The following is a 6,753-nucleotide window of genomic DNA, read 5'->3' as shown; positions in this document are numbered from 1 at the left end:
TTTGTGGCCCCCTTGATCCTCATCGTTGCAATTGTCATTCGCATGAAAGACGGTGGGCGCGCCTTCTATTTCCAGCGGCGCTATGGACTGGACGGGGAAACCTTCAACTGCTTCAAACTTCGCTCGATGGTGCCAAATGCGAAGGCACAACTGGACGAACTCCTGACACACGATCCTGTCGCCCGGAAGGAATGGGATGAAACCCAAAAGCTAACCAACGATCCTCGCATCACATCGATCGGAAAATTCATCCGCAAGACGTCAATCGATGAATTGCCACAACTATACAATGTATTGCGCGGTGACATGTCGCTCGTGGGACCACGTCCCATCGTCGAGAACGAAATCTCGAAATATGGCGATAGCTACCGACACTACTGCGCTGTTCGTCCTGGTATCACAGGTCTCTGGCAGGTAGGTGGTCGCAGTGACACGTCCTATCCACAGCGTGTGGCCGCCGATGTCGAATATGCACGCAGCCGTTCGTTCTGGGGTGATGTGAAGATCGTCATGATGACCATACCTGCTGTTCTCAACTCCAAAGGCGCGCGGTGATACGTCCGAACTCGGATCAACTCTCACCCCTCATATTCGGGATTTGTTAGGCTGTGACTCGCGCCCGATACATAATTACGGTTTTGGTCGTTCTGGCGCTCCTGATCGCCATAGGAATCGCAGCTTACATTTGGTCCCGCCCCAAATATGAAATCATTCCTGATCGCGGAGACGGAAAATCCTTCAACCTTTCGTTTAGTGATGGTTTTAATGAGGCCGATTGGTACATTTCCGACTTTACCTTCAAGTCCCTCTTCTATCGGGCCGGTTGGATCGCGGAAAACGTTCATTTCGAGAATCCAAGTATTTCACTTGAGATAAATCGCAAGCCCGTGGATCATCAGCCCTATTCCGGAGCGGAGGTTCAGAAGCGCGGATACTATGGCTTTGGACGCTATGAGGTCGTGATGCAGGCAGCGCCAGGCTCAGGCACTGTGTCGTCGTTCTTTACCCACACGGATGCTACGTTTGGCGACCCTCACGACGAAATCGACATTGAATTCCTTGGAAGGGATACGCGCCAAATTCATGCCAATGTCTTTGCCGACGGAAAAACCACAGGGTCGATCTACATCGACCTCCCCTTCGATGCGGCCGAGGAAATTCACCTCTACGCCTTCGACTGGCACCCCGATGCAGTGACCTGGTTTGTCGATGGAGTCCCGGTAAAAACGGTCACATCTGCCGAGCGCCCGATTCCGCAGAATCCTGGCCGGATCATCATGAATATCTGGACGGGTACGCATAACCAATATGCTTGGCACGGGCCTCCCGAATTCGAAGATGGCGCGCGTGCGACTTACTATTGCGTCAGTTTTCGCGCGCTGGGTGACGACACGCCACAATGCTCCGACAACGGCACACGCTGAGCGCACGAGCCCTTGGGGCAACGCGCTAACCGACGATGTCAGCCGAATAAGGCCACGATACCAGAGATGATGCCGGCCCACAAAAGCGCGCTGATGCCTACGATCAGCAGCAGCCGCGCCCAAACAGGCCACTTGCCGTCTGGCGCATTGGCATAATGCCCCGAGCCGCTAAGGATTTGCGCGTCGAGCGAATAATCGACGGCAGTCCTCTGGGACGAAATTGCTGGGTTTGGCGTCATCATCATATGTTTGAACAACCAACTTTAACGACTACTTAAAATGCGTTCACGTATTCAGCGCTCATTGACCCAAATTGTGCGGGGAAAGTCAGGCAGTATTGCGTCCTAAACGGGTTTGGGCTGCGTTTGGTTCCCTGCCCGTCAGTATTGGAACTACCAAGTGGGATTGAAAACGCGACGGGCAGCGCCCGTAAGCGCGCAACGCCGCCGTTCAGGTCGTCTCACGGACGGTGATCGGCACGCGTCCCTCGAACTTTCGTTCGCCGGCACCGAGCGTAGTTATGGCACCGAAGTAGAACAGATTCACCAGTGTGTTGAACGTGCCCCAAAGGTAGGATTCAGTGAACGTGGACGTGAAGATGATCACAGCCGTGATCAGGAGCGCCGAACTATCCATCGTAGGTGCCCGGAACCAAGTCAGCACGGTGCGATACAAACACCAGCCAAGTATCAACAGGAACATGGCATAGCCAACATAACCAAGGTGCACTCGGACCTCCCAAAAAGAATTGTGGAAGGTCAACTTGGTCCCGAATGGCTTGAAGTCGTTCTCATTGATAGTTTGCGCGGCACCGACGTCATATTGCCAGAACCCCTCAAGGCCGACGCCGGCGATGGGGTACTCATGGCTCAGGAGTTCCGCCTGCCGCCAGATCGCTGACCGGCCGGAGAAGGTTCCATCCTTGCCCAGCAATCCCAGGAAATCGTTCATCATCGTGTTTTCAGGCATGCTGAGAAACACGATCGCAATCGTCAATGCGATGCCGACGGTCGCCATCAGCAGCGACGTGCGCAAGTGCCGGATCTGACCGAGGCTTATCCAGAAATACCGCACCCCGAGCAAACCGACTATGCCGACCACGGCAAAAACCAGGGATGTGGCTGAATGCGCCAGATACTGGAACACAAAGCAGACTGGCACAAAGGGCAACGCCAACAGTCGGACCCACAGGAACTCTTTTTGGTTGAGTGCCGTCGTCAGGCAGAGAAGCATGGCGAACAGCATCTGGATCGCGAACAGGTTCTTCGCGCCCATGCCATAAGGCCCGCCTTGGCTGAACGTACTGATCGTCGGAATGGCAAAGATCGTCGTGATCATGCCCGCAAACATCAAACAGCGCAGCGCCTGCCTTGTGTTTAACCTAGCACCGATGACAACGATCGTCAGTGGCGTGAGAAGCATCAGAACGCCGGCCCGGATGGCATCGGACGGGTAATCTGACCACATGAATGACAAAAAGCCGAATATCGGCAATAGGAATAAAGGCCAGGATTTCAGGACTACGGGGACGATGTCACGGTAGTACATCGCAGTAATTCCGAGGAAATACAGGACAAGCAAATAGCGGATCGGCGTCACGCCATCGAGCGGCAAGTAAGTCACGAAAAACCAGATCGTCACAAGCGCTTGCTCCCACACAGGCGCCTGGCGGCCGGTGCGGTAGAGGTTCGCGAACCCCAATGTCTCTGTCTCGTTGACCTGAATGGGTTTGACCATGTTCATTTCGAGCGGCTCCCGGCGAGTGCGCGCTCCAATACCTCCCAGAAGAACCCCTTTGGTTCGATAAACACCTCACTCGTCATGGCCAGCAACCGGTTGCGGCAGGTTTCCAACGCAGCATCATTTCGCATCACATCGCCAATCATGGTAGGAAGCGCTTCGCCCAGCGGTTCCGCTATCGTGAACCCGCAAGCATGCCGTTCAATCCAATTCCCTGTCTCGGTTCCGGCCGGGGCTACTGCGGGGGTCGCGTAGTACCCGCCTTCATAAAGTCGATTTGGCAACAGCCAGTCGGAATTGTACCCGGCCTCCATGAAGTCCCCTGCCCAGACCAGATCGAGCCCCGCATAGATGGTCGCAAGATCCTCTGGTGAACGGTACCGCCCGGCAAACGACATGTTCGCGCGCGCATCAATCGCTGGCTCGAATACAGGAATCTCTGTTCGCGCAGGCTGGCCGTGCAGCTTGATCTCAATACTATCAGGATAGCAGTCCGCCAGCGCACACAAAAGGTCAAATGACCTCTGGCACCGCAAGTTCCCGACCCAACCAAGTCTCAATCGCCTGCCTGCACCTGACCTGAGTTGGCCCGGAGCATCCGGTTCGGGCCGGGGTCCAAAATCGCTTCCTGCTGCCAGGCGATTCTCAACCAGAAACGGTACAAAGAGGCCCCGATAGTGCTTCTCGAAATGATTGCGCAGGAAACCAGGCGAACTCACGACCAGACCAATTGTTCGTCGCAGAAGGCTTTTCTCGAACCAACGCATCGCCTTGCCCACAGTATCAGTTCGGGTCAGCAACCTGTGCACATCAAGGCTTTCGTAGACCACCGGTGTCGCGAGCCCGGTAATGCGTTTGGCGAGAAAGGCACATGCCAGCATGTCCAGATTGCGTGCATAAATAACATCGGCATCAGCTAACGCGTCCCTGGCATTGGCTGCCGCTCGTGCGCCGGAAAATATGCGAGCCACGCGCTGGGCAAAAGCCCCGTCGCGTGTCTGGCCGAGGTCGATATTGTCCCACTCGGTCGCGACGTCATCCTGACGACGCATCATGAAGCCGCGAACCGATAGGCCATCATCCTGCATGGCACGAACACGCCGACGCACTGCGGCGTCTCCTGCATCATGACCAAAAAATGCAACCCTTATCATTGCAGACCCCTGTGCCTCAACGCCGTGAGTCCCGAAGCCGACGAGCGTTGCGCCATCCGGATGTCCGGCGTCCAGCATAATCAGTGCGTAGAGACTTCTTTGGTCATCGCAGCGCGGATGCGTGCGTCATTCGTGCCGTCTCGCGTAAGAACGGGCTGCGCAGACGAAGTCATGGATCCAGGTTTCGGAGCCTTGTTCCAGCCAAAGATCGAGCGCTTGGTCTCCATCGAATAATACTTGCTGTAAGCTTTGTACGTCGAGCCTGGATCCTTGTGGTGACGACGGCGCGACAAGTCGACCATATTGAGCGTAATGCCCAGGAGGTCGGCATTGAACGTCTTCAGCAGATGCAGCGATTGACGCACGGCCGAGCGCAGTGACCGGCGCCAGCGAATCACAAGGATCGTCTTGTCCACCTTTCCGGCAACGACACGGGCTTCCGCCATCAAAAGCAACGGACCCGTATCGATCAGGATGAGATCATACATAGAACGCAATCGCGCGAGAAGATCATCAAATGCCCGTGTTCCAAACACGTCATGTGGCACATGACCGGATTTCGTCAGGGGCAGGATGTCCAACATGCTGCGCTGATCTTTGCAGATCGCGTCGGCAAGCTGGCCAGCGCCGAACAGGTGTTCGATGAAACCGATCTCTGGTGACAGACCAGCCGCGTCGGTCAACTGACGGCGACGGAAGTCACCATCGATAACCAGCGTCCGTGAGCCCGACATTGCAGACATGCGGCCAAGGCTCAAAGTCAGGCTCGTCTTGCCTTCGTCCGGCAAGGACGACGTAACTGCAACGGTTTTCGTTTCACTATCAATATCCGAGAACGCGATCGCGGCGCGAAGGTAGCGAATACTCTCCGAGAATGCAGAAAGCGGATTGTCCACCAGAAAGTCTGCCGGGTTAACCTGCGAAAACGGCAGCAGGCTCGTGTTACGGATCAACGGCACGGAACCAATCGAATTCACACCCAGCTTGCGTTCGATATCCTCAGCCGAACTGATCTTCATGTCGAAAATCTCGGCGAGCAGTGCCAGTCCGCCCCCGATGAGGCCACCAAGCAGTCCGCCAATGATCAGATTCAGCATCTTCCGCGGCGAACTTGGACGACTAGGAACCGAAGCCGTCGACAGGATGTTCGCATCTGCCTGGACGAGGTCGTCCTGTTCACGCGTTTCCTTCGATCGGCTGATAAATTCCTCGTAAAGCACTCGGCTTGTCTCGGCATCGCGCTCGAGTTCGCGCAACCGCACCAAGTTGATATTGTTGCCGCGCAGTTGAGCCGTCGACTGACTGATGTTCGAATTTATGCTGTCGATCTGCGCCTGGGCGACCTTGAACTCGCTATCGAGATTGGTGGCGATCCGGTTCACTTCCGCAGTGATTTGACGTTCGATATCAGCGGCTTCATTGCGGGCACCGATCAGTTCGGGGTGGGCAGGACCGAGCGTTGTCTCGAGTTCTGCGACGCGGCGAAGGATCTGGGCACGTTGAGACTTGAGACTCGAGATCACCGGCGAATCCAGAACCTCGGCGATAGCATCTATGCCTGCACCACTGTCGATCTGGCGCCTCATGCTTTGATAACGCGCGCGGACACGACTCAACTGCGATTCAAGCACACTCTTCTGATTGGTATTGTAGGCGATTTGCTGTTCAGTGAGCGTCGCGCCCTGGGCTGACAACAATCCGGTTTCGGCTCGGAATTCCTCGACACGCTGCTCCTTCGCCTCCACTTCATCACGCAGGCCAGCAACACGTTCGGACAGCCAGGCCGTCGCGCGTCGTGTTGCTTCCAGTTTGGAATCGAGCTGCTGGACGCGGTACTGGTCAGCAACGGCGTCGGCGATCCGCGCGGCCGTCTCAGGCGAGACGCTCGTCACGTCGACATTGATCAGGTAGGTCGTACCGATTCGGCTGATATGGACCTTGTACGTCAGAGTCTGAACAACAGATTCTAGAACCGCCGCCTCACGCTCCTCAGCGCTGAGATTCGCGTAAGGGACTTCCTTCGTCTCTTTCTGCCCGGTCCAGGATCGGATCTGCGTCTTGATTTGTGCCAACAGGCCAGGCTTTTTTTCGACCAAAGTCCAGTTGAACTCAGTATCCTCAGCCAGCTTCAGCTTTTTTGCGACTTTTGTGAGAAGCGACTTTGACCCCATCACGCGAACTTCGGTGTCGATCGCCGCCGTACTTGCGGCCATACCGCCCAGCACGCTACCGAGGTCGATGACATTTTCCTTGTTGGTGTCCAGCTGCAGGATCGAGTTCGCCTTGTAGATTGGCGTCTGTGTGAACGTCATGTACGCGACAAGAAAGAAGGTCACGAGGAAGCCGGTCACGATGATCCAGAACCGGCGATAGACCGTGCCAACCAGCGCCTTGAAATCAATAGGCATGTCGTCGCGACCGTCACCGCCAAGCGA

6 protein-coding genes are annotated in these 6,753 nt (G+C 55.8%); 2 read left to right on the top strand and 4 right to left on the bottom strand.

The annotated features are described in order from the left end of the window. On the top strand, window positions 1-555 hold a 555-nt coding region (locus ACESNB_RS00480), incomplete at its 5' end, for a sugar transferase (RefSeq protein ID WP_373002456.1). A gap of 83 nt (window positions 556-638) precedes the next feature. Then, complete coding sequence (locus ACESNB_RS00475) at window positions 639-1,424, top strand: family 16 glycosylhydrolase (RefSeq protein WP_373002454.1); 786 nt, start codon at window positions 639-641, stop codon at window positions 1,422-1,424. A gap of 38 nt (window positions 1,425-1,462) precedes the next feature. Here the strand turns inward: ACESNB_RS00475 and ACESNB_RS00470 are convergent, their stop codons facing one another. The 4 genes from ACESNB_RS00470 to ACESNB_RS00455 all read right to left on the bottom strand — a co-directional run bounded on the left by ACESNB_RS00470 (window position 1,463) and on the right by ACESNB_RS00455 (window position 6,726). Beyond that, window positions 1,463-1,669 (bottom strand): hypothetical protein, encoded by a 207-nt coding sequence (locus tag ACESNB_RS00470; protein WP_373002452.1) that lies wholly within the window; start codon window positions 1,667-1,669, stop codon window positions 1,463-1,465. A gap of 205 nt (window positions 1,670-1,874) precedes the next feature. Beyond that, on the bottom strand, window positions 1,875-3,167 hold the full coding sequence (locus ACESNB_RS00465) for an O-antigen ligase family protein (protein ID WP_373002450.1): 1,293 nt from the start codon (window positions 3,165-3,167) through the stop codon (window positions 1,875-1,877). Continuing rightward, window positions 3,164-4,396 (bottom strand): glycosyl transferase, encoded by a 1,233-nt coding sequence (locus tag ACESNB_RS00460; RefSeq protein ID WP_373002448.1) that lies wholly within the window; start codon window positions 4,394-4,396, stop codon window positions 3,164-3,166. The genes ACESNB_RS00465 and ACESNB_RS00460 overlap by 4 nt, the downstream gene beginning before the upstream one ends. A 2-nt stretch (window positions 4,397-4,398) precedes the next feature. Beyond that, window positions 4,399-6,726: a GumC family protein gene (locus tag ACESNB_RS00455; protein WP_373002446.1), complete on the bottom strand. Its 2,328-nt coding sequence runs from the start codon at window positions 6,724-6,726 to the stop codon at window positions 4,399-4,401. Window positions 6,727-6,753 lie beyond the last annotated feature (27 nt).

It is taken from the genome of Hyphomonas sp., from assembly GCF_041689225.1.
GTDB lineage: Bacteria > Pseudomonadota > Alphaproteobacteria > Caulobacterales > Hyphomonadaceae > Hyphomonas.
Note: the sequence above shows the minus strand (reverse complement) of the source record. Positions and strands in the feature narration are given on the sequence as shown.

Excerpts from the sequence above, each read along its gene's own strand:
- ACESNB_RS00470 (WP_373002452.1), bottom strand. The coding sequence starts at position 1,669 with ATGATGATGACGCCAAACCCAGCAATTTCGTCCCAGAGGACTGCCGTC.
- ACESNB_RS00465 (WP_373002450.1), bottom strand. The coding sequence starts at position 3,167 with ATGAACATGGTCAAACCCATTCAGGTCAACGAGACAGAGACATTGGGG.
- ACESNB_RS00460 (WP_373002448.1), bottom strand. The coding sequence starts at position 4,396 with ATGCTGGACGCCGGACATCCGGATGGCGCAACGCTCGTCGGCTTCGGG.
- ACESNB_RS00455 (WP_373002446.1), bottom strand. The coding sequence starts at position 6,726 with ATGCCTATTGATTTCAAGGCGCTGGTTGGCACGGTCTATCGCCGGTTC.